The organism is Brachybacterium sp. UMB0905 (assembly GCF_002871795.1).
Lineage (GTDB): Bacteria > Actinomycetota > Actinomycetes > Actinomycetales > Dermabacteraceae > Brachybacterium.
In genome coordinates, this window is record NZ_PNHL01000001.1 from 73,803 (window position 1) to 94,804 (window position 21,002).

Annotated in this window: 21 protein-coding genes; 6 read left to right on the forward strand and 15 right to left on the reverse strand. The window is 70.7% G+C overall.

Features of this window, described 5'->3' with window-relative positions:
* Both CJ197_RS00365 and CJ197_RS00370 read right to left on the reverse strand, forming a co-directional pair.
* Positions 1–711, reverse strand: a 711-nt coding sequence (locus tag CJ197_RS00365; RefSeq protein ID WP_146007682.1) for a nitrate/nitrite transporter, incomplete at its 3' end; no start/stop codon positions are given.
* Entirely contained in the window at positions 708–1,892 is a 1,185-nt protein-coding gene (locus tag CJ197_RS00370; RefSeq protein ID WP_102234793.1) for a histidinol-phosphate transaminase, read from the reverse strand. The genes CJ197_RS00365 and CJ197_RS00370, both read right to left, overlap by 4 nt.
* Positions 1,893–2,106: 214 nt before the next feature.
* Here CJ197_RS00370 and CJ197_RS00375 point away from each other — a divergent pair, with 214 nt between their 5' ends.
* The 3 genes from CJ197_RS00375 to CJ197_RS00385 are packed head-to-tail and all read left to right on the forward strand — an operon-like array spanning position 2,107 to position 3,188.
* Positions 2,107–2,298 (forward strand): hypothetical protein, encoded by a 192-nt coding sequence (locus CJ197_RS00375; protein ID WP_146007672.1) that lies wholly within the window; start codon positions 2,107–2,109, stop codon positions 2,296–2,298.
* Positions 2,295–2,741 carry a hypothetical protein gene (locus CJ197_RS00380; protein ID WP_102234795.1) on the forward strand — a complete coding sequence of 149 codons (447 nt, stop codon included), beginning with the start codon at positions 2,295–2,297 and terminating at the stop codon, positions 2,739–2,741. Before CJ197_RS00375 ends, CJ197_RS00380 begins: the two co-directional genes overlap by 4 nt.
* A 48-nt stretch (positions 2,742–2,789) precedes the next feature.
* Entirely contained in the window at positions 2,790–3,188 is a 399-nt protein-coding gene (locus CJ197_RS00385) for a phage holin family protein (RefSeq protein WP_102234796.1), read from the forward strand.
* 201 nt (positions 3,189–3,389) lie between these two features.
* Here the strand turns inward: CJ197_RS00385 and CJ197_RS00390 are convergent, their stop codons facing one another.
* Genes CJ197_RS00390 through CJ197_RS00400 form a run of 3 tightly spaced genes read right to left on the reverse strand, consistent with a single transcriptional unit; the run spans position 3,390 to position 5,295 of the window.
* Positions 3,390–4,106 (reverse strand): hypothetical protein, encoded by a 717-nt coding sequence (locus CJ197_RS00390; protein ID WP_102234797.1) that lies wholly within the window; start codon positions 4,104–4,106, stop codon positions 3,390–3,392.
* Positions 4,103–4,933 (reverse strand): ATP-binding cassette domain-containing protein, encoded by an 831-nt coding sequence (locus CJ197_RS00395; protein ID WP_102234798.1) that lies wholly within the window; start codon positions 4,931–4,933, stop codon positions 4,103–4,105. The genes CJ197_RS00390 and CJ197_RS00395 overlap by 4 nt, the downstream gene beginning before the upstream one ends.
* A complete protein-coding gene (locus tag CJ197_RS00400; protein ID WP_102234799.1) occupies positions 4,930–5,295 on the reverse strand; it encodes a GntR family transcriptional regulator in 366 nt (121 codons plus the stop codon). Before CJ197_RS00400 ends, CJ197_RS00395 begins: the two co-directional genes overlap by 4 nt.
* Positions 5,296–5,498: 203 nt before the next feature.
* On the opposite strand from CJ197_RS00400, the gene purB reads away from it, so the two are divergent.
* Complete coding sequence (gene purB / locus CJ197_RS00405; RefSeq protein WP_102234800.1) at positions 5,499–6,905, forward strand: adenylosuccinate lyase; 1,407 nt, start codon at positions 5,499–5,501, stop codon at positions 6,903–6,905.
* A 138-nt stretch (positions 6,906–7,043) separates the two neighbouring features.
* Entirely contained in the window at positions 7,044–9,755 is a 2,712-nt protein-coding gene (gene ppdK, locus CJ197_RS00410) for a pyruvate, phosphate dikinase (RefSeq protein WP_102234801.1), read from the forward strand.
* A gap of 116 nt (positions 9,756–9,871) precedes the next feature.
* Here ppdK and CJ197_RS00415 read toward each other — a convergent pair whose 3' ends face one another.
* The gene (locus CJ197_RS00415) at positions 9,872–10,594 is read right to left on the reverse strand and encodes an SDR family oxidoreductase (protein WP_102234802.1); all 723 of its coding nucleotides are present in this window, start codon (positions 10,592–10,594) and stop codon (positions 9,872–9,874) included.
* Between the two features lie 104 nt (positions 10,595–10,698).
* Between CJ197_RS00415 and CJ197_RS00420 the strand changes: the two genes are divergently transcribed.
* Complete coding sequence (locus CJ197_RS00420; protein WP_233190557.1) at positions 10,699–11,628, forward strand: CPBP family intramembrane glutamic endopeptidase; 930 nt, start codon at positions 10,699–10,701, stop codon at positions 11,626–11,628.
* A gap of 125 nt (positions 11,629–11,753) precedes the next feature.
* Here CJ197_RS00420 and CJ197_RS00425 read toward each other — a convergent pair whose 3' ends face one another.
* From CJ197_RS00425 to CJ197_RS00465, 9 genes are all read right to left on the reverse strand, one after another.
* Positions 11,754–12,080, reverse strand: coding sequence for a rhodanese-like domain-containing protein (locus CJ197_RS00425; RefSeq protein WP_102234803.1), 327 nt, complete (start codon positions 12,078–12,080; stop codon positions 11,754–11,756).
* Between the two features lie 46 nt (positions 12,081–12,126).
* Entirely contained in the window at positions 12,127–13,479 is a 1,353-nt protein-coding gene (locus tag CJ197_RS00430) for an FtsX-like permease family protein (RefSeq protein ID WP_102234804.1), read from the reverse strand.
* A complete protein-coding gene (locus CJ197_RS00435) occupies positions 13,476–14,360 on the reverse strand; it encodes an ABC transporter ATP-binding protein (protein WP_102234985.1) in 885 nt (294 codons plus the stop codon). Before CJ197_RS00435 ends, CJ197_RS00430 begins: the two co-directional genes overlap by 4 nt.
* Before the next feature lie 545 nt (positions 14,361–14,905).
* Entirely contained in the window at positions 14,906–15,691 is a 786-nt protein-coding gene (gene pstB / locus CJ197_RS00440; RefSeq protein ID WP_102234805.1) for a phosphate ABC transporter ATP-binding protein PstB, read from the reverse strand.
* 31 nt (positions 15,692–15,722) lie between these two features.
* Positions 15,723–16,889 carry a phosphate ABC transporter permease PstA gene (gene pstA / locus CJ197_RS00445; RefSeq protein WP_102234806.1) on the reverse strand — a complete coding sequence of 389 codons (1,167 nt, stop codon included), beginning with the start codon at positions 16,887–16,889 and terminating at the stop codon, positions 15,723–15,725.
* Positions 16,890–16,902: 13 nt separating this feature from the next.
* Positions 16,903–17,865 carry a phosphate ABC transporter permease subunit PstC gene (gene pstC / locus CJ197_RS00450; protein ID WP_369801449.1) on the reverse strand — a complete coding sequence of 321 codons (963 nt, stop codon included), beginning with the start codon at positions 17,863–17,865 and terminating at the stop codon, positions 16,903–16,905.
* 118 nt (positions 17,866–17,983) lie between these two features.
* Entirely contained in the window at positions 17,984–19,153 is a 1,170-nt protein-coding gene (pstS, locus tag CJ197_RS00455; RefSeq protein WP_102234807.1) for a phosphate ABC transporter substrate-binding protein PstS, read from the reverse strand.
* Positions 19,154–19,509: 356 nt separating this feature from the next.
* The gene (locus CJ197_RS00460) at positions 19,510–19,920 is read right to left on the reverse strand and encodes a DUF4190 domain-containing protein (protein WP_102234808.1); all 411 of its coding nucleotides are present in this window, start codon (positions 19,918–19,920) and stop codon (positions 19,510–19,512) included.
* 136 nt (positions 19,921–20,056) lie between these two features.
* Positions 20,057–21,001: an NUDIX hydrolase gene (locus CJ197_RS00465; RefSeq protein ID WP_102234809.1), complete on the reverse strand. Its 945-nt coding sequence runs from the start codon at positions 20,999–21,001 to the stop codon at positions 20,057–20,059.
* Position 21,002 lies beyond the last annotated feature (1 nt).

The window sequence follows — 21,002 nt, forward strand, 5'->3', positions numbered from 1 at the left end:
GGGGAATCCCGCCGTGAAGTGGGTGAAGAATCCCAGCTGCGTGGCGGGGTTGCGGAGGATCCGGGCGAGCACGAGCGGGATGCGCCGCAGGTCGTGGCGGACTCGGGGTCGCGGGGTGCCGGGCGGGGTGGCGCGCACCAGCAGCAGCACTGCGAGCGCGGCGATCGCGGACAGCGCCGCGGCGAGACGGAAGGTCGCGGGCCAGCCGGCGCTGTACAGCAGGGCGACGAAGGGGACGGCGGAGCCGATCTGCCCCACCTGCCCGATCAGGCCGGTGAGCTGGGTGTACATCGGGACCCGTCGGGCGGGGAACCACGCGGGCACCAGGCGGATGGCGCTGCTGAAGGTCAGGGCGTCACCCGCCCCGAGCACGATCCGGGCCAGCATCGCCACGCCCACCGTGGTGGTCTCCGCCATGAGCAGCTGACCCAGGCCCATCAGCACCGCACCCACGACGAGGGTGACGCGGGAGCCGTAGCGGTCCAGCAGCAGGCCGGCGGGGACCTGCATGAGCGCGTAGACCGCCAGCTGCAGCACCACGAAGGTGGAGACGATCGTGGCGGAGGCACCGAAGCGGTCCGCGGCCTCGAGGCCCGCAACCCCCATCGTGGTGCGCTGCAGGACGGCGACCGCGTAGGCGGCCACGGCCACGAGCCAGACCAGGTGGGCGCGGATCCCGCCGAGCGGCTGGGCGGCGGCGGTCACTGTCATGAATGCTCGCGCCAGGCGGCGGCGATGTCGATCAGCAGGTCGCTGGCCTCCGGTTCGGCGATGGTGGCGCGCACCCCGTCGGCCCCGTAGGCGCGCAGCACGAGCCCGCGGGCATCGGCGAAGGCGGCGAAGTCCTGGGACTGCTCGCCGAGGGGGAAGTAGATGAAGTTGCCCTGGGTGACGGGCAGGTCCCAGCCCTGCTCGGCGAGGGCGGCGGCGACGCGGTCGCGCTCGGTGCGGATCCACGCGGCGCGGCGGTCCAGCACCGCGCGAGCCTCCGGCTGGAGGGTGGCGAGCGCAGCAGCCTGCGCGGGCCTGCTCGCTCCGAATGGCAGGGTGACCTGGGACAGTGCCCGGGCGAGTCGCGGGTGGGCGATGGCGTAACCGATCCGCAGCCCGGCGAGGCCCTGCAGCTTGGAGAAGGTGCGCAGCAGCACCACATTGCCGTGTCGCGCGAGGATCCCGGCACTGTCCAGGACGGTCGCGGGGTCGTGGAACTCGCGGTAGGCCTCGTCGATCGCGACGACCACGTGCTCGGGCACGCGGGTGAGGAACTCCTCCACGTCGGCGGTGCTCAGCGAGGGGCCGGTGGGGTTGTTCGGGGTGCACAGCAGCACCAGGCGGGTGCGTTCGGTGATGGCCTCGGCCATCGCCTCGAGATCATGCTCGCCGCGGGCGGTGACGGGGACCTGCACGGGGGTGCCGCCGTGGGAGCCCACCAGGATCGGGTAGGCCTCGAAGGAGCGCCAGGCGTACACGACCTCATCGCCCTGGTCGACGAGGGCGCGCACGAGGTCGCCGGTGACGGCGACGGATCCGGTGGACAGGGCGATGCGGGAGGGCTCCACGCCGTGCTCCGCACCGAGGGCCTCCCGCAGCGCCTGCGCGGCCGCATCGGGGTACCGGTGGGCCTCGCCGAGCGCGGCGACCGCGGCTTCCCGCACAGTTTCGACCGGGGGGAACGGGGACTCGTTGGAGGAGATCTTGAAGCGCCGCACCCCGTCATCGGGGGCCGGCTTCCCCGCGACATACGCGGGCAGGGACTCCAGCGCGGCGCGCACGCGAATGCGCTCGGCGGGCAGGGTGGTGCTGGCGGGGGTGGCGCTGGCCGGGGCCGACGGGAGCTGGGCGGCCGAATCCGGCTGCAGGGCCGACGGGTCGAAGGCGGAGGCGGTGGACATGACTCCAGCGTAGGCCGGGGGCGCCGGAACAGCTGCGGGCGTCCGCCCTGCGGGGTGGGCCGGGGGCGCCGCCGCCGAGCCACTCGCGAGTCCCGGTCGGCCCTTGATCGAGCGCTCAGCAGACCTTTGTCGAGCCTCGGCGGGCCCTCATGGGGAGCTCTCCCCATGGCGCAATAGCTCTCGACATCTCATGATTGATGTGCGGGACGGCCTCATGCGTCGCCCCGACGAGCCCGAGGGGGAAAACGTGTTTCTGGGGGAATTCCTAACCACATGCGCGACCAACCATCGCGCACTGCACACCGGCTCGACGGTGAGCATCGGCCCCTGGATCGTGCATGTCGAGCGCATCACGGAGAATCCCCCCGAGGTTCTGGTGCGGGTGGTGCCTGAGGTGGCCGCATGACGCGCACGCTCCGCTCAGTCACCGCCGTGACTGCCGCCCTGCTGCTGCTCGGCGGGACGGCGGGCTGTGGCCTGCTGCCGCTGGGCGAAGATGAGCCCGCACCCACGGCAGGGCCGACGAACGGCCCGACGGGAGATCCGGAGGACTTCGTCGACACCTGCACCCGCGACGGCCGGCTCAGCACCCGCGGCTCGACGCAGGGCCGCGATACAGAGACGAAGAATTCCCGCGGTGAGCACTTGTTCTACGGCGCGGTGATGATCCGAGCTGAGGGTGCGGACGGGGAACCGGCCGCCGTGCTGCGGGTCCAGGCGGATACGGGAGATGCCGAAGATCTCGACGAGCTGGGCATCGGCGACACCGCCGAATTCGACGAGTGGACGCTCACCATCCGCTCCATCTGCGCCGACTCGGTCGGGTTCGACGCGGACGTCGACGCCTGAGGGTCGACGGGGCCTGCCACCGCTCAGCCGAGCTGCGACGATGGATGCATGAGATTCCTCGGCTCTGTCATCGCCACCGGCGTGGCCCTGTGGGTCACGGCGCTGATCCTGCCCGGCATGCACCTGGGGGACGACAGCGCTCCCGTGCTGAACCAGGTGCTCACCATCGGGGCGATCGCGCTGATCGTCGGGCTGGTCAACGCCATCATCCGCCCGATCCTCTCGGCCCTCGCCATGCCCATCACGTGCCTGACACTCGGCCTGTTCCAGATCGTCATCAACACGCTGATGCTGCTGCTCGCGGGCTGGATCTCCAGCCTGCTGGGGCTCACGCTCGAGTTCGACACCTTCTGGTGGGCGCTGCTGGCGGGACTGATCATCGGGCTGCTGGCCGCGATCATCGAAGGCGTGACCGGGCTGGGCGAGGGGCAGCGCGAGCGCGGGTGAACTGCGGGACGGGCCGACGGGGCGGCTGATCCACCACGCCCGTCGGCCCGCCAGACCGGTCGGTCCTCGGCTCCGGACCGCTCGCCCCTGGCGCTGGACCGGTCGCCCCGGCCAGGCCCGTCGGCCCCCAGCCGGTCGCCCCGGCCAGGCCCGTCGGCCCCCAGCCGGTCGCCCCGGCCAGCCCCACCGCCCCCGAGCCGCTCACGGCTCGATCTGCAGCGAGGCGATCATCCCCCGTGACGCCGCGGCCGCGGCCACCGCCAGGAGCACCGCACCCACCGTCACAACCACCATCTCGGTGATGCTCGAGGGCGTGAGCTGGACGCTGATCGGAAGCGAGGTCAGCAGCGTCACGAGACCCACGCAGGCCACGACGCCCACGATCCAGTGGAAGCGCATGAACGCCATGCCGACCAGGTAGCCGAGTGCGGCACCGGCCGGGATCTTCACCGCGGCGGGGATGAGCTGCACGAGCGGGTGCATCGACCCCTCCAGCAGCTGCGGCGCGGGGTTCAGGGCGAGGGCCACGAGCACGGCGAGCAGCACGAGCACCCACAGCACCACGGCGGTGCCGGCGAGGTACCGGGCGGATTCGCGCCAGGTGGCGCGGCGGGTGAGGCCCGCGCTCACGCTCACGCGGCTCATGCACGCGGTGATGACCCCGTAGACGAGGGCGCAGATCATGGCGGCGTGGATCAGCGGCAGCGCCGCGCCCCAGCCGCGCATGCCGCCCTCCCCGAGGCCCCACTGTGCGGGGTTGCCGGTGACCTCGATGTCCACGCCGAGGGTCATCAGGCGTGGGAGGAGCACGGGCAGCAGCAGGCCGATCGTGTGCGCGGCGGCCACGACGATCAGGCCGATGAGGAACAGCCCGCTGTGCTCGCGCGGAAGGCTGCGCAGGGTGTTATGCGTGGTCATGACAGCTCCTTCGGGGTGGTCGGGGCATGCGGGGCGCTCTGGCCCGTCGGCTCGGTCTCGGTCAGGCGGATCAGCACATCGGTCAGGTCCGGGAGCCGCTCCGGGGTCGCGGGATCGGCGTGGCGGGCACGGACCGCATCGGCCTCCCCGGCATCCAGCAGGCGCCCCTCGTGCAGCAGGATCACGTCCTCCAGCAGGTCAGAGACTTCCTCGATGAGGTGGCTGGACAGCACGATGGTGCGCGGATGCTCGGCGTAGTCGGCGAGCAGCTCGGTGGTGAACTGGCGACGCACCACCGCATCCATCCCCAGATGCACCTCGTCGAAGATGGTCAGCGGTGCCCGGGAGGCAAGCCCGAGGACGGCGGAGAAGGCGGAGAGCTGGCCGCGCGAGAGGCTCTCGGGCCGGTCCTTCGCGGGGTCGAGCTTCCACTGCTCGAGCAGCCGATCGGCAAGACCCTGATCCCAGGTGGGGCGGGTTTCGGCCCACAGCTCGAGGGTGTCGCGCAGCCGGTAGTCGGCGAACACGCGGGTCTCGGAGGAGACGAGCGCGACGGCGGCCATACGCTCGTCGTCCTCCCACACGGGCGCCTCGTCGACGAGGACGCGACCGCTGGTGGCGCGGTTCTGGCCCGCGAGCAGCATGGCGAGGGTGGTCTTGCCGGAGCCGTTGCGGCCCAGCAGGCCGGTGATCACGCCGGGCCGCAGCGCGAGCGTGAGGTTCTGCAGCGCCGTCGTGCCGCGGCGGTAGCGGTAGGTGACGTCCTCCAACCGGGCACTGGCCGGTCCGGCCAACGGGTTCGGCATGCGGTCAGGGCGGGTGCTCATGACTCCTCCAGAATGCTCAGGGCGAGGTCGCGGATCTGCTCAGGGGTGAGGCCCAGGGCCCGGCCGCGTTCGAGCGCGGGGGCGAGGACCTGTTCGCGGTAGGCCCGTCGGCCCTCGTCACGCAGGAGGTCCGCGGCCTGCTCGGTGACGAACATGCCCAGTCCGCGGCGCTTTTCGATCAGGCCCTCCTGGACCAGCTGCCCGAAGGCCTTGTTCGCCGTGGCGGGGTTGATGCGGTAGGTGGTCGCGTACTGGGTGGTGGACATGATCTGGTCGCCGGAGGCGAGGTCCCCGGTGAGGATCTGCGCGCGGATCTGCTCAGCGATCTGCACGTAGATCGGGGCGTCGCTCGTGAACTCCATGCCCTCCTCCTCGGTTAGTTACATGAGTAGTGAACCATAGGGGTGGGGTGGGCGCAAGAGGGACTTGCGCGGGACGGCGCCCCGGGGCCGACGGGGGCTGCGGGCAGCATCAGCCGTGAGGGCCACGGAGCACCGACCGTGAGGGCCACGGAGCATCGACCGTGGGGGCCAGACAGCACCGGCAGTGATGGACAATGGGCCTCATGCCGCAGCCTTTCGCCGACATCACTCCCCCGATCGCCCTCACGCCCCTGGACGGCCGCTACCGCGCCCAGGTCTCCCCTCTCGTCGACCACCTCTCCGAGGCCGCGCTGAACCGCTCCCGCCTGGTGGTGGAGACCGAGTGGATGATCCACCTGCTGGATTCCGGGGCGATCCCCGGTCTGCGCGACCTCACCGACGCCGAGCGCACCCTGCTGCGCGCCATCCCCGAAGACTTCGGCGCTGAGGGGATCGCCGAGCACGCCGAGATCGAGCGTGAGACCGTCCACGACGTCAAGGCCGTGGAGTACTACATCAAGCGTCGGCTCGCTGGCACCTCGCTTGAGCCGCTCGCCGAGGTGGTGCACATCTACTGCACCAGCGAGGACATCAACAACCTCTCCTACGCGCTCATGATCCGCGGCGCTGTGCACGAGGTGTGGCTGCCCGCCTACGAGGCGCTCATCGCCGAGCTTGCCGAGCTCGCCCACGCCACCGCTGAGGTGCCGATGCTTTCGCGCACCCACGGCCAGCCGGCCACCCCCACCACGCTCGGCAAGGAGCTGGCGGTGTTCGTGCATCGGCTGCGCCGGCAGGCCCGTCGGATCACCGCCGATGAGATGCTCGGCAAGATCAACGGCGCGACCGGCACCTACGCCGCGCACGCCATCTCCGTGCCGGACACCGACTGGGAGCAGGTCTCGCGGACCTTCGTGGAGCACCTGGGGCTCACCTGGAACCCGCTGACCACGCAGATCGAATCGCACGACTGGCAGGCCGAGGTGTACGCGGACATCGCCCGCGCCGGGCGGATCCTGCACAACTTCGCCACCGATGTGTGGACCTACATCTCGCTGGGGTACTTCCGGCAGCGGCTGTCCGCGCAGGGCGGCACCGGCTCCTCAACCATGCCGCACAAGGTGAACCCCATCCGCTTCGAGAACGCCGAGGCGAACCTCGAGATCTCCGGGGCGCTGCTGGATTCGCTCAGCCAGACGCTGGTCACCTCGCGCCTGCAGCGCGACCTCACCGACTCCACGACGCAGCGCAACATCGGCCCCGCGCTCGGGCATTCGCTGCTGGCCATCTCGAACCTCCGCAAGGGCCTCGCGGGCCTGGACGTGGATGCCGACGCCATGGCCTCGGACCTCGATGGGAACTGGGAGGTGCTCGGCGAAGCGGTGCAGTCGGTCATGCGGACCCTCGGTGTGCAGGGCGTCGAGGGCATGGAGAACCCGTACGAGCGGCTCAAGGAGCTCACCCGCGGCCAGCGCGTGGACGGGCCCGCGATGCGCGAGTTCATCGGCTCGCTCGGGCTGCCCGAGGCGGAGCGCGAGCGGCTGCTGGCCCTCACGCCCGCGACATACACCGGCTGCGCCGCCGAGCTGCTGCGGCACCTGGAGGGCTGAGCGCGGGCGCGCTCGAGACTCCGCCGAAGGTCCCCGGCGCGACCGGTGGAGGCGAGGCACGATGACCCCACAGCCCACCGTCGACGAGGACGGGCAGCCGACGCCGCCGTCGGCCCGGGCACAAGGAGGCTCACCGCGATGACCACGTACGTCTACCCCTTCAGCGCCGGCTCGATGGAGCAGAAGGACCTGCTCGGCGGCAAGGGCGCGAACCTGGCGGAGATGACTCGGATGGGGCTGCCGGTCCCGCCGGGCTTCACCATCACCACCGAGGCCTGCCGCTACTTCATGCACCACGGGGACATTCCCGCGGGACTCACCGAGCAGATCCGCCTGCAGCTCATCGGCGTGGAAGAGGCCATCGGCCGCCGCTTCGGCGACCCGCACGAGCCGCTGCTGGTGTCCGTGCGCTCCGGGGCCGCGCGCTCCATGCCCGGGATGATGGAGACGGTGCTGAACGTCGGGCTGAACGATGAGACGGTGCACGGGCTTGCCGCGATGGCCGGCGGCGACGAGCGGTTCGCGATGGACTCCTACCGGCGGCTGCTGCAGATGTTCGGCCGCACCGTGCAGGACATCGACGCGGACCTCTTCGAGGAGGTCCTGGACCGCCAGAAGGCCGAGCGCGGCGTGGCCACCGACGTGGAGCTGTCGGCCGCGGACATGGCGCGCGTGGTCGAGGAGTTCAAGGCGATCATCCGCCGGGAGACCGGGGAGGATTTCCCGCAGGATCCGCACGAGCAGCTGCATCGGTCGATGCTCGCGGTGTTCCGCTCCTGGAACGCGCCGCGCGCGATCGTGTTCCGCAACGCCGAGCGGATCTCGCATGAGTCCGGCACCGCGGTGAACATCGGCGCGATGGTGTTCGGCAACCTCGATGAGGACTCCGCGACCGGCGTCGGCTTCACGCGCGACCCCGCCACCGGCGCCCCCGGCATCTACGGCGACTTCCTGGTGCGCGCGCAGGGCGAGGACGTGGTCGCCGGGATCCGCAACACCCGCTCCCTCCCCGAGCTCGAACAGGTCATGCCGGAGGTGTATGCCCAGCTCAGCGGCATCATGGAGCAGCTCGAGGAGCACTACCGGGACCTGTGCGATATCGAGTTCACCGTCGAGTCCGGGACCCTGTGGATGCTGCAGACCCGGGTGGGCAAACGCACCGCCGCGGCGGCGTTCCGCATCGCCGCAACCCTCGTCGAGGAGGGCACGATCAGCGCGGAGGAAGCTCTGACCAGGGTGTCCGGCGCGGAGCTGACGCGGCTGATGTTCCCGCACTTCGCCCCGGATCCCGGCCGACGGGCCATCGCCCGCGGCATGAACGCCTCCCCCGGAGCGGCCGTCGGTCCCCTGGCCTTCACGAACGAAGAGGCCGAAGCCGCCCAGCGGGACGGCACCCCCGCGATCCTGGTGCGTCGCGAGACCAACCCCGACGACCTGGCCGGCATGATCGCCGCCGCCGGGGTGCTGACCGCCCGCGGCGGCCGCACCAGCCACGCCGCTGTGGTGGCGCGCGGGCTCGGCCGCACCTGCGTGGTGGGGGTGGAGGCCCTCGAGGTCGACGAGGCCGACGGAGTGATCCGCCTGAACGGGGAGATCGCGGCCCGACGGGGCGATGAGATCTCCATCGATGGCACCACCGGGGAGGTGTTCCTCGGGGCGCAGCCGGTCGAGCCCTCCGATGTGGCGCGGTACCTCAGCGGTGAGGTGACGGTGGAGCAGGCCGCCGCCGGGGAGGCCGGGGAGCTTGTGCAGGCGGTGCACCTGCTGATGGGGGTCGCGGACCGGGTGCGGCGCCTGCGGGTGCGCGCCAACGCCGACACCCCCGAAGATGCGGCGCGAGCCCGCGACATGGGCGCCGAGGGCATCGGCCTGGCCCGCACCGAGCACATGTTCCTCGGGGACCGTCGGCCCCTCGTAGAGGCCCTCATCCTCGCTGCCACCCCCGGGGAGCGGCAGGTGGCGCTCGATGCGCTGCTGCCGCTGCAGCGCAGGGACTTCCTCGCGCTCATGCAGGAGATGGGCGAGCGGCCGGTGACGATCCGTCTGCTGGATCCGCCGTTGCACGAGTTCCTGCCGGATATCACCGAGCTGTCGGTGCGGATCGCCCGCGCGGAGGAGCACGAGGGCGCCACCGAGCATGATCTGCGGCTGCTGGATGCGGTGCGTCGCCTGCACGAGCAGAACCCGATGCTGGGGCTGCGCGGTGTGCGGCTGGGTCTGTCGATCCCGGGGCTGTACGGCATGCAGGTCCGCGCGATCCTCGAAGCGGAGGCACTCGCGCTCGCCGACGGCGGGGCGCCGCGCGTGGAGATCATGATCCCGCTGGTCAGCTCCGTGCGGGAGCTGCGGGAGATCAAACAGGAGCTGCTGGCGGTGCGCGATGACGTGCGGCGCGAAAGCGGCCAGGACCTCACCACCACCATCGGCACCATGATCGAGCTGCCGCGGGCGGCACTTCGGGCCGACGAGATCGCGCAGGAAGCCGAGTTCTTCTCCTTCGGCACGAACGACCTCACGCAGACCACGTGGGGCTTCAGCCGCGACGACGTGGAGGCCGGGTTCTTCTTCACCTACCGCGACCGCGGGATCCTGCTGATCAGTCCGTTCGAGTCGCTGGATCAGTTCGGGGTGGGCGAGCTGGTGCGGATCGGCACCGAGCGCGGCCGCTCCACCCGGCCGGGCCTGAAGGTGGGCGTGTGCGGCGAGCACGGCGGCGACCCGGCATCGATCCACTTCTTCCACTGGGCGGGCCTGGACTACGTCTCCTGCTCCCCGTTCCGCGTGCCCGTGGCCCGGCTCGAAGCCGGCCGCGCAGCCCTGCTCGAGGAGGAGTTCACCCCGCAGCACTGAGACGTGGCGCGGGCGCCCGCCCAGCTCCCTTCATCACGCGCTCCGCGCTTTTCCAGGCATCCGCGGCCCGAACATGCCCGGAAAAGTGCGAAGCGGCGAGAAGGCGGCGCTCCGCCTCAGCGCGGGCGCACGGAAAGGGTGTCGATGCTGGCGTCGGGCGGCAGGCGCAGCGCGAGCCCCACGGTCACCGCGACCGTCGCGGGCTTCATGTAGTCGTCCTCACGGTACTCGCCACGCTCAAAAGAGCGCAGTTCACGCTGCATATCGGTGGCAACCCGACCGGGGTGCAAGGAGCTGACGCGCACCCCGTGCTCATGCTCCTCGATCCGCAGTGCGTCTGTGAACGCCCGCAGCGCGAACTTCGAGGCCGAGTACGCGCCACCCCCGGATCCGGCCCGGAAGCCGGAGCCGGAGTTGATGGTCACGACGGTCCCGCGGGCCTGCCGCAGCGCCGGAAGCAGCAGGCGCGTCAGCTCCGCGACCGCCACCACGTTGACGGCGAAGGACCGCGTCCACTCCCCCGCCGACAGATCCTCGACGGTGCCGCTGACCAGGATTCCTGCAGAGTGCACCACCCCGGCAAGGCCCTCCGGCAGCTCCAGGGCCGCAACCGCCCGGCCCAAGGCGTCCACATCCGTGAGGTCCGCGGCGAAAGGTTCGGCTGAGGGGAACGCTGAGGCGAGATCAGCGAGCATATCCGCATCGCGCCCGCCCAAGATGAGGTGATGGTCAGCGGCGAGCTCATCGGCGATCGCTCGGCCGATGCCGCGGCTCGCACCGGTGATGAGAACGGCGGGTCGACGGGTCGTGGGCACGGGATCAGCGTCGGTGATGCTCATGCCTCGAGTCTGGCACGCCCCCGTCGGCCCCGCGATGGGGGCATGCGATGGGACCCGGGAGGGGACTTCGCGATGGGACCCGCGGTGGATGGGACCATGGGGAGGTGCGCACCCCCGAACCTCCCGGCTCTGGCCCCGCCGCCGTCCCGCCAGCCGACAGCGCCGGCAGCACCCCGGCCACCGGCGCCGACGCGAGCCGCGGCATGGACGCCGATTCCCGGGACCGGGCCGACGCCGGCTCCCGAGGTCAGGCCGACGCGAGCCTCCCGACCAGCACCTCCCCCACCCCGAACCGACGCCTGCTGGGCGCCGAAGTGGTGATCGTGCTCGCGCTGTCGCTGGGGCGCAGCGCCGTGTATTCGCTGCTCGCACTGCTGCAGGCCCTCGCGGCGGGGCCGCTGAAGGGGCAATCCACGGCGCTGAATCCTTCCCGCGACCCCAGCCCCTGGTGGGATCTGCTGCAGCAGCTGCTGTCGATCACGTTCACGCTCATGCCCGTGGCGCTCGTGATCCTGCTGGTCACGCTCACCGCGGGGTCGCTGCGGCAGGCGCTCGCGGATCTGGGGCTCGCCGCGGACCGGCCCGCCCGCGACCTGCTGCACGGGGTGTTCATCACGGCCGGGATCGGCATCCCGGGCCTGGCGATCTACTACACCGGGCGCGCCCTCGGGCTGACCGTGGAGGTGATCCCCGCGGCGCTGGACACGTACTGGTGGACGGTGCCGGTGCTGATCCTCCACGCGCTGAAGAACGCGCTGCTCGAAGAGGTCGTGGTGGTGGGCTACCTGTACCGGCGCCTCGAGGCGATCGGGTGGACGCCCCGGCGCATCATCATCGCCTCGGCGGTGCTGCGCGGGGCGTACCACACGTATCAGGGCATCGGCCCGGGGCTTGCGAACCTCGTGATGGGGCTGCTGTTCGGGGAGTGGTTCCGACGCACCGGGCGCACCCTGCCGCTGGTCATCGCCCACACCCTGCTGGATGTCGTGGCGTTCGTGGGGTACGCGCTGCTGCGCGATGTGCTGCCGCTGTGATCAGCGGGCGCCGGGCGCCCGTTCTCTCGGTTGGCCCGACGGGGCAGACAGGGCGCACCCGATGGGCTGACGGGGCGCGCCCGACGGGGCAGACGGGTCGGGAGGGCCGAGGGGCCCCGCCGCCGTCACAGGACGTAGGGCTCGCCGTCCCCGTCGGACTCCAGCGGCAGACCGTCCTCGATCCACGCGCCCATACCGCCGGACACGTCGATCGCGTCGAAGCCGTTGCCGTTCAGCCACTGGGTGACCTGGCGGCTGCGGCCACCGGAGCGGCAGATGATGTACAGGTCCGCATCGTCCTCGGGCAGCTGGTCGAGGTTCTGCAGCAGGGTGCTGGCGGGCAGGTGCTGGGCGCCCGGCGCATGCCCGGCGTCCCATTCCTGCTGCTCGCGCACATCCAGCAGATGCGCGCCGTCCGGCACGTCCTTGGGGGTCACGGAGGGAATGTCCATACCCCCAGGGTACGCACGCCGCCCAGCGACCGCGGCCCCGCTTGCCTCATCCCACCGGTCGCAGCGCGTAGCGGCGCACGAGCGGCGAAGCCACCAGCACTGCGCCGATCACCAGCGCATACGCCCCGACCACGCTCGCGAGGTACTGCACGGCTGCGGCAGGGTTCGCGGTGTTGAACCCGAGCGCCGCGACCACCATGGCGGAGGTTAGGATCGCAAGCACCGTGCTGAGCACGACGGGCACCGAGATCTCGGCGATGCGGGCGCGGTGCAGCTGCGGCACCTGAGCACCTGCGATGTGCTGACTGCGCAGCACGGGCGCCTGGTCGATCACGCGCGCGGTCTGGGTGACGCCGGTGGAGACGGCGGCGAGCACCGCGGCGATCCCCAGGGTCAGCACGCCACCGGTCGCAAGCGCCGTGGTCATCATCGCCTCTTCCGGGGTGGTGGGCTCGGACAGCAGCGACAGGACCGTCAGGAACCCGGCGATGACCAGGGCGAAGGTGATGCCGGAGACGGCGCGCCAGCCGGCCCGCGGGTCGGCGGCCAGGCGCCGGGCTCCCACCAGCAGCGCCGGGCTCGGGGCGAGGCGGGCGAGGAGCCGCGCGGTGATCCACACGACGAAGGGGCCGACGACGTTCAGGCCCGCCACGATCGCGCCGACGAACACGACGGTGACCACGATGACGAACCCCCCGTCGGCCACGTCACCGAACAGTGCCCCGCCCACCTGGGAGAACACGAGGAAACCGAGCACCGCGGCACCCCAGACGAGCACGCGGATGACGCTCATGCGCACCACGCGGGAGTCTCGGGCCACGCCCAGGGGGCTGAGGACCACGCCGGTCAGGGAGATCGCAGCGGAGCCGGAGGCCAGCACCACCACCCCGAGCACGAGCAGCGGGTATGCCCACCAGGGCATGAGCAGGTCCGCGGTGGTGAAGGGCGCGATCCCGAAGTCCAGGCGCGACAGCGGCGGGCTGACCAGGATGTGCAGGACGATGCCCACGATGCTGCCCAGCAGCGCCTGCGCGGCGACGTCGAGCACGGCGATTCCGCCGACCTGCGCGCTGGTGCCGCCGATCAGACGGGTCGTGGCCAGGTCTTTCTCCCGGCGAGCGAGGGACAGCCGCGCCGCAGAGCCGCCGAGGCCCATGGCGCTCGGGACCAGCAGCACGCAGGCGACGACCGCGCACAGCACGAGGAGGCCGATGATCGAGCCCTCGCCGGTGCGCGGGATCTGCCCGCCCTCGGGGAGGCGGCCGATGAACGCGGCGGTACCGCCGAGGACGGTCGCGAGGATCGCGGTGGCGGCGGCGAACGCGATGATCGGCAGGATGTCGGCGAGAGCGCCGCGACGGCGCAGCAACAATGGGGCGGCTGTGAGCAGGGCGTTCATCGGGTCACCTCGGTGGGGTGGACGGTGGTGCCAGGGCCGACGGGGGCCATACCGGTCTGAGCCGTGGCAGGGCCGACAGGGGCGTGTCCGACGGGGCCGCGCTGCACCTCCGCGTCGGGCCGCACGAACTCCTGGGCGATCCGCCCATCGCGCATCGCGACGGTGCGGCGGCATACGGCCGCGACCTGCGGGTCATGCGTGACCATGACGAGCGCCGCGCCGCTGTCGTGGCAGGAGCTGACCAGCACATCGAGCACGGAATGCCCGGTGGCCTGGTCGAGGGCCCCCGTGGGCTCATCCGCGAACACGACCGACGGGCGGCCGGCGAGGGCGCGGGCGATCGCGACGCGCTGCGCCTGCCCACCGGACAGCTGGGTGGGTCGACGATCGTGCATGCCCGCCAGTCCCAGGCGGTCCAGCCAGGCACGCGCCTCCTTCGTCGCGGCGCGACGCGAGGTGCCGCCGAGCATGCGCGGCAGGATCACGTTCTCGAGCGCGGTGAGCTCGGGCAGCAGCTGGCCGTCCTGGAACACGAAGCCGAAGGCGCTGCGGCGCAGGCGGGTGCGGCGGTGGTCGCTGAGGGAGGCGAGGTCGGTGCCGTCGTGCAGAACGGTGCCGGAGGTGGGCTGAAGAATCCCGGCGAGGGTGTGCAGCAGCGTGGTCTTGCCGCAGCCGGAAGGGCCCATGACGGCGAGGGAGTCCGCCGCGGCGATGTCGAGGTCCACGCCGTCCAGCGCGGTGGTGCTGGCACCGTCGCCGCCGTAGACCTTGGTGAGCGCGCGCCCAGCAAGGACCGGCACGAGCCCGATGGGGGCCGGGGCGGCAGCGGGATGCTGGATCGCAGCGCCGACGGGCTGTGCCGCGGCGTGCGCAGGGTGCACAGCAGCGGGCGCCGAGGCGGCAGCAGGCTGCGCAGCGGCCGGCACCGCGGCGGACCCGAGGTGCGCAGTGGACGTGGGATGCACAGCTCCCGCGGGCTGCGAGGCGGAGGCGCTCGGGTGTGCGCCTGCTTCGGGGCGGGCCGAGGAGTGAGAAAGCAGAGGTGCGGTGTTCATGGCCCCACCATCTCGCCGGGCCCGGGCCTGGCGCGTCGGCCCGCGGCATCATCCTGCGTCGGCGGTGTCATCCCCCAGTCGGACCCGCCCCGTCGGCCTCCTCATCCCTGCCCTGTGGGGCGCGCCACCGCCCCAGCCGCTGCCCTGCCCGCCCTTCCGATCGGGCCCCACGCGGAGCACAGCCCGCACAACGCGATCCGGCTACGTTCTAGTGGGAATAGCAGGGGTATTCCCACGGAAACGTAGCCGGATCGGGGCAGGGGTGCCGGATCGAGGCAGGGGTGCCGGATTGGGGCAGGGGTGCCGGATCGGGTCAGGGGCCGCCAGGTCACGTCAGGCGCTGCAGGTGATGCGCCGCAGCGCCAGCACGATCACCCGAAGCGGCCGGAGATGTAGTCCTCGGTCTCCTTGTTGCTCGGGTTGGTGAACATCTTCTCGGTGTCATCGATCTCGATGAGATGCCCCGGCTTGCCGGTCCCGGCGATGTTGAAGAACCCGGTGCGGTCGGACACACGCGAGGCCTGCTGCATGTTGTGAGTCACGATCACGATCGTGTACTGCTCCTTGAGCTCGTGGATCAGATCCTCAATCGCGAGCGTGGAGATCGGATCCAGCGCGGAGCACGGCTCGTCCATGAGGACCACCTCGGGCTTGACCGCGATGGTGCGGGCGATGCACAGGCGCTGCTGCTGACCGCCCGAGAGCCCCAGGCCCGGCTTGTCCAGGCGGTCCTTGACCTCGTCCCACAGGTTCGCGCCGCGCAGGGAAGCCTCCATGAGCTCCTCCTGGTCCGCCTTTGACATGCGGGTGCTGTTGAGCTTCACACCCGCCAGCACGTTGTCGCGGATCGACATGGTGGGGAACGGGTTGGGCTTCTGGAACACCATGCCGACGCGGCGGCGCACGTTGACCGGGTCGATGCCGGGGCCGTAGATGTTGCGGCCGTCGATCTCCACCAGGCCCTTCGCGTACGCGCCGGGGATGACCTCGTGCATACGGTTCAGGGTGCGCAGGAAGGTGGACTTGCCGCAGCCGGAGGGGCCGATCAGCGCCGTCACCGAGCGCGGGTGGATCTGGACGTTGACGTCCTCGACCGCCAGGAAGTCCCCGTAGTAGATGTTGAGGTTCTCGACGTTGATGGGCATCGGAGCTGCCATCGAAGGTCCTTTCGGTGCTGGGACGGCCGGCTCAGCGGCTCATCTTCGGGGAGAAGTAGTGGCTGATCACGCGGGCGATGAGGTTCAGCAGCATGACGATGAGGATCAGCGTCAGCGCTGCCGCCCAGGCGCGGTCGATGTTCGCCGAGGCCACACACTGGTAGACCTCGCCGGTGTATGTATCGGAGACCGTATCGTTGCGGCACACCGCGCTGCCCTTGCGGTACTGGTCCATGATGAACGTCGGCAGGGTGGCCATCTGCCCCTTGAACACGTTGTAGTTCACGCTGGTAATCATGCCGACGGTGAGCAGCAGCGGCGCGGTCTCGCCGATCACGCGGGCGATCGCGAGCGTCACCGAAGTGGCCAGGCCCGCGATCGAGGTGCGCAGCACCACGCGGATGATGGTCAGCCACTTGGGCACGCCCAGGGCGTAGGCCGCCTCGCGCAGCTCCATCGGGACCAGACGCAGCATCTCCTCGCTCGAACGGACCACGGTGGGGATCATCAGCAGCGACAGGGCGATCGCACCCATCACGCCGATGCGGGTGCCGGACTGGTCATCGGGCAGGATCGCCAGGAACAGCGCCAGGCCGAACAGACCGGCGACGATCGAGGGGATGCCGGTCATGACGTCCACCAGGAACGTCACGCCCTTGCCCAGGGTGCGCTTCCAGCCTTCCCGCGCGTACTCCACGAGGAACACGGAGGTCAGCAGACCCACGGGGATCGAGATGAGCGAGGCCCACAGGGTGATCAGCAGGGTGCCGACGATGGCGTGCCATACGCCGCCGGCGTCCGCTCCGCCGATGACACCGGACATCGGCCGGTTCCAGAAGGCGAAGGGCTCCGGATGCGCGCCGATGACGCGCGGGACGCCACGGGAGAAGACCTCCCACAGCAGCGACAGCAGCGGGAACATCGCCACCGCGAAAGCGCCGATCACGAGCGTGGTGACCACGCGGTCCTTGGCCCAGCGGGGCCCTTCCCGCAGGCGCGAGTAGATGTAGCCGATGATCACGTGCAGGAAGAACCCGAGGATCATCGCCGAAAAGACGCTGAAGGCGTCCGCGACGAACAGGATGAGGATCGCCAGCAACAGCGCCGCAGCAGCGGTCAGCAGCATGTGCGTCCAGGGCAAGCGGCGCTCGTCGGTGCTCACCGACGGTGCGCGGGTCTCAGTGGTGGAGACGGACATCTCAGTACTCCCCTCAGGCCTTCGTGCCGGTCTTGGCGACGATCAGGCGTGCCAGCGCGTTGATCAGGAACGTGAGGACGAACAGCACCAGGCCGGTGAAGATCAGCAGCGCCATCTCATCCGGACCGGCCTCGGCCTGTTTGCGGGCGATGTACGAGGCGATCGTGGAGTGCTGCGTGGAGACCAGGATGTTCAGGTTCACGGCCATACCGGGGGACATGATCATCAACACGGCCATGGTCTCGCCGAGCGCACGGCCCAGGCCCAGCATCGAGGCGGCCACCACGCCGGAGCGGCCGAAGGGCAGCACGACGGTCTTGATGACCTCCCAGCGGGTGGCGCCGAGCGCGAGCGCTGCCTCCTCCTGCAGGCGCGGAGTCTGCAGGAACACCTCGCGGGAGACCGCGGTGATGATCGGCAGAATCATCACGGCGAGCACGACGGAGGCGGTGGCCATGTTTCGCATGGGCGGGGTGACCGGCCCGCCGAACAGCGGGATGAAGCCCAGGTACTCGTTGAGGAAGAGGAACAGCGGCTCCAGGCGGGGCACCAGCCACAGGCCGCCCCACAGACCGAAGACGACCGAGGGCACCGCGGCCAGCAGGTCCATCATGTAGCCGATGGGGCCGGCCAGGCGGCGGGGCGCGAAGTGGGAGATGAACAGCGCCACGCCCACCGCAATCGGCACGGCGATCAGCAGCGCCAGGATGGAGCTGAGGATGGTGCCGAAGACCAGCGGGATCGCGGTCTTGATGAGGGAGAACTTGCCCTCACTGCCCTTGACCTCGGTGCTGACCATGATCGCGGGAAACGCTTCCTGCAGCAGGAAGTAGCCCACTGCGGCCAGCGTCGCGAAGATCAGCAGGCCCGAGCCCACGCTGAGGCCGGAGAAGACCTTGTCGCCCATCCGGGCGCCGCCCACCATGTCCGGCTTGGGGGGCTCCTGGACCGTGCGGTCCGTGTCCGTCGTGCTCACATCCGACCTCTCTCGGGATGGTTCAGGGATGACGCAGGGATACCGTCGGGCCCGGCATCGGGCCCGACGGTATCCCCCTCATCGAGGTTGCCCTCGGTGCGTATCAGCGGTGATGGTGTCAGCCAGCGGAGACGGCGTCCACAGCAGACTGCGCATCCTCACGCAGCGCGTCGGAGATCGGGGCGGAGCCCGCGTTCTCGGCAGCGGTCTGCTGGCCCTGCTCGGAGAGCATGTAGGACACGTACGCCTTCACAGTCTCGCCCTGCTCGGCGTCCGCGTAGGAGTCGCACATCGCCACGTAGGAGATCAGCACGATCGGGTAGGCGCCGGCCTCCTCGGTGTCACGGGCCAGCTCCACGACGATGTCGTTGTCCTCACGGCCCTCGGCGCGCGGGGAGACCTCGACGACCTTGGCCGCGGCCTCGGGGGAGTACTCGAGGAACTCGCCGCCGACCTCGACCTTGGCGATGCCCAGCTCGACCGCCTGGGAGGCGTCGAGGTAGCCGATGGTGCCCTCGGTGCCCTCGATGACGCCCTTCACACCGGAGGTGCCGTCACCGGACTGCTGGCCGTCCACGGAGGGGCCGTCGGCGTCCCAGGTCTCGAAGGTGCCGTAGCTCCAGTCGTCGCCAGCGGCCTTCTCGAGGTACTCGGTGAAGTTCTCGGTGGTGCCGGAGTCATCCGAGCGGTGCACCGGGATGATCTGGGTGTCGGGCAGGTCCGCGTCGGGGTTGTCCTTGGCGATCGCCTCGTCGTTCCACTTGGTGATCTTGCCGTCGAAGATCTTGGCGATGTTCGCGGGGGTGAGGTTCAGCTCCTCCACACCGGGCAGGTTGTAGGCCACGGCGATCGGGGAGATGTAGACCGGGAGGTTGAAGGCCTGGCCGCCGTTGCAGACGTCAGCGGACTGGGCGAGCTCCTCCTCATCCAGGGGCGCGTCGGTGCCCGCGAACTGGGTGTCGCCGTTGAGGAACTCGGCGCGGCCGTCGCCGGAGCCGATGGCGTTGTAGGAGACGGAGGCGCTGCCATCCTCCCCGGAGACCATGCCGTTGAAGGTCTCGGTCCACGCGGTCTGCGCGGCCTGCATGGAGGAGGCGCCGGAGCCCTTGATGGACCCGGTCAGCTCACCGTAGGCACCGGCCGCGGCGCCCGCGCCGCCGTTGTCGGAGCCGCCACCGTTGCCGGTGTCGCCGCCGCCGTTGTCGCCGCCACCGCAGGCGGTCAGGGCGAGGCCGCCGGCGAGGCCGAGCGCGGCGAGAGAGACGAGCTTGTTGTTGCGAACGTTCACTGCGAGTCCTTTCGGGGCACTGAGGCCCGGGGAGTCCTGCGGAGGTCTGACGCCAGAAAAGCTAGGGAGGGCAGATGACGGCCGGACCGTGCTTACATGAACGGCAGGTGAACTCGGCGCCAGTAACATCCAATCCGCAGGTCAGACCCGTAAAACGATCAGGTCACAAAAGCGGTCACGAAATCATCACGGGGGCCGATGGGGGCACTTTCCGGTGATGCACGCCACCGCGGCGCGGCACTGATACGGCAGCGGCGCGGGCAGGCGCGGGGAGGGCGCGGCGGCGGCGCGGGACGGGGTCGTCGGCGGTGCGGGACGGGTTCGACGGCGGCGTGGGAGCAGCGCCGGGCCCCGGGTCATACGGAGACGGATGCGATCAGCCCGAAATACGCGACGACGTAGAGGATTGTGAACATCAGCACCGCCATACCGACGATCGAGGTGACCAGCCCCGCGATCGACAGTCCCCTGCCCGTACCGGAGCGCTTGGCCTGCTGCAGCCCGATGATCGAGAAAATCAGCCCGAGCGGCGCGGTGAGCCCGCCGCACAGCGTCAGCGACAGAATCCCCATGACGAGGCCCACGATCCCCATTGCCGAGGAGACGCCGTCGCCTCCCGGGGCCTGGTGCTGCGGGTACGACTGATACTGCGGGTACGGCTGCTGCTGCGGGTACGGCTCCTGCTGCGGGTACGGCTGCGCGGAGGAGAACTCCGGCGCGAAGGACTCCGCGCTCTGCGGGTGGTACCCCTGGTTCTGATCGGTCATGCGGATCCCCTCGATGCTCGTGCCCTGGCCTCCAGGCGCCCCATTATCAGCCGACGCTCGCTGGTCCGTCGATGCGTGCTCATCAGCCGCTGCTCGCGGGGCAGCCGATGCTCGAGCGTCAGCCGATGCTCGATCGTCAGCCGATGTTCGGCAGGTGCCGTTCGATCGCCACCACGCGGCCCTCCTCGGCGGTGTGCAGCAGCAGCGCTTCCCCCGCCGCGAGGAAAGGATCCTCCCGCGGCAGCTCGAGGGCGGCCCCGGGATCGGCCAGACCGCGCACGGCCTCGATCACCGTGGGCAGCACGGGCCGATGCGTGCACACCACCACGGGCCGGGCCTCGCGCAGCACCCGCTCCATCACCGCGGCCGTGCGCGAGGGATGCTCCTTGTGCCCTGCCTCGGTCAGCTCATCCTTGGTGCGCACCTTCAGCCCCTCGATGTCCGCGAGCGGCTCCACGGTGGCGCGGCAGCGCTGCCAGGGGCTGGAGACCACGGTCGCGGGGTCGAAGGCGTCCAGCAGCGGCGGCAGTGCCTTGGCCTGCTTCTTCCCCTTCGAGTTCAGCGGGCGGGTCTTCTCGCCCTTGCGCCACTTGGAGCGAGAGACCGCTGCGCCGTGGCGCTGCACGATGATGGTCGCGGTCTCGAGCTCATCGGCCGCGAGGTAGCGCCGCAGGGTCTCCAGCAGCACCTGGTCGCCCTGCCGGGTGACCAGCTGCGCGGCCTCCTCCAGGCTCACCCAGCGGACCGTGTCGATCTCCCCGGCGTCCTGCGGACCCGGGGCGGTCTTGGCCCGCACCGTCGCCGTCCAGTACTGCACGATCTTGGTGCGCCCATCGGGCATCAGATACACCGACGCCGGCAGGGGCCGATGCAGCCGCACCCGGTACCCGGTCTCCTCCTGCACCTCGCGCACCGCCGCGGCGGGGAAGGTCTCGTTCTTGTCGAGCTTCCCCTTGGGAATCGACCAGTCGTCGTAGCGGGGGCGGTGCACGAGCAGCACCTGCAGCGCATCGTCCTTCTCTCGCCAGGCCAGGGCGCCGGCGGCGAGGACGGGCGGTGGGTTCCCGGGAGCGACGCGCATC